Source organism: Saccharopolyspora karakumensis (assembly GCF_004349225.1).
Lineage (GTDB): Bacteria > Actinomycetota > Actinomycetes > Mycobacteriales > Pseudonocardiaceae > Saccharopolyspora > Saccharopolyspora endophytica.
Window position 1 is genome coordinate 1 of sequence record NZ_SMLA01000124.1, and the last position, 1,465, is coordinate 1,465.

Sequence of the window (1,465 nt, forward strand, 5' to 3'; positions counted from 1 at the left end):
GGAAGTCATGAGCGTCAAGTTGCAGAAGGTCAACGGCCTGGAGTTCGCCGTGAAGGATCTGGGTTTGGCCGAGGCGGGTCGGCACCAGATTCGGTTGGCCGAGCACGAGATGCCGGGTCTGATGGCCACGCGGAAGGAGTACGCGGCTTCTCAGCCGTTGAAGGGTGCTCGGATTGCGGGTTCGCTGCACATGACGGTGCAGACGGCGGTGCTGATCGAGACCCTGGTCGCGCTGGGTGCTGAGGTGCGGTGGGTGTCGTGCAACATCTTCTCCACCCAGGATGAGGCCGCTGCGGCGGTCGTGGTGGGTCAGGGGACTCCGGGGGCTCCGGCGGGTGTTCCGGTGTTCGCGTGGAAGGGCGAGACGCTGGAGGATTACTGGTGGTGCACCGACCAGTTGTGGGACTTCGGTGACGGCAGGGTCGCCAACATGATCCTCGACGACGGTGGTGACGCGACTCTGCTGGTGCACAAGGGTGTGGAGTTCGAGGCCGCGGGTGCGGTGCCGCAGCCGAGCGCGGAGGACCCGGAGGAGTTCAAGGTCGTTCTGGAGACGCTGCGCAAGTCGGTGGCGGCGGACAAGGGCCGGTTCACGAAGCTGGCGGCGGAGATCAAGGGTGTGACCGAGGAGACGACCACCGGTGTTCACAAGCTGTATGAGTTGGTGAAGGCCGATGGGTTGTTGTTCCCGGCGATCAACGTCAACGACTCGGTGACGAAGTCGAAGTTCGACAACAAGTACGGGTGCCGGCACTCGCTGGTGGATGGCATCAACCGTGCCACGGATGTGCTCATCGGCGGCAAGGTCGCGGTGATCTGTGGTTTTGGTGATGTGGGTAAGGGTTCTGCGGAGTCGCTGCGGGGTCAGGGTGCCCGGGTGATCGTGACCGAGATCGATCCGATCTGCGCGTTGCAGGCGGCGATGGAGGGTTACGAGGTCAAGACGCTTGAGGATGTCGTGGAGTACGCGGACATCTTCATCACCACGACGGGTAATTACGACATCATCAAGGCCGAGCACATGGCGAAGATGAAGCACCAGGCGATCGTGGGCAACATCGGTCACTTCGACAACGAGATCGACATGGCCGGGTTGGAGAAGACGCCGGGTGTGACCAAGCAGGAGATCAAGCCGCAGGTCCACGAGTACACCTTCGACGACGGGCACTCCATCATCGTGTTGTCGGAGGGTCGTTTGCTGAACCTGGGCAATGCCACCGGCCACCCGTCGTTTGTGATGTCGAACAGCTTCACCAACCAGACGATCGCGCAGATCGAGCTGTTCACCAAGCCCGGTGAGTACGGCAAGGACGTCTACGTGCTGCCGAAGCACCTGGATGAGAAGGTCGCGCGTCTGCACCTGGACGCGTTGGGCGTGAAGCTGACCAAGCTGACCAAGGAACAGGCCGCCTACATCGGCGTCGACGTCGAGGGCCCCTACAAGCCCGAGCACTACCGCTACTGA

Annotated in this window: 1 protein-coding gene; it reads left to right on the forward strand. The window is 62.3% G+C overall.

Annotated features, from left to right (window positions below):
• Window positions 1–7 precede the first annotated feature (7 nt).
• Window positions 8–1,465, forward strand: a complete 1,458-nt coding sequence (ahcY, locus tag E1202_RS31085) for an adenosylhomocysteinase (RefSeq protein WP_132686874.1) — start codon at window positions 8–10, stop codon at window positions 1,463–1,465.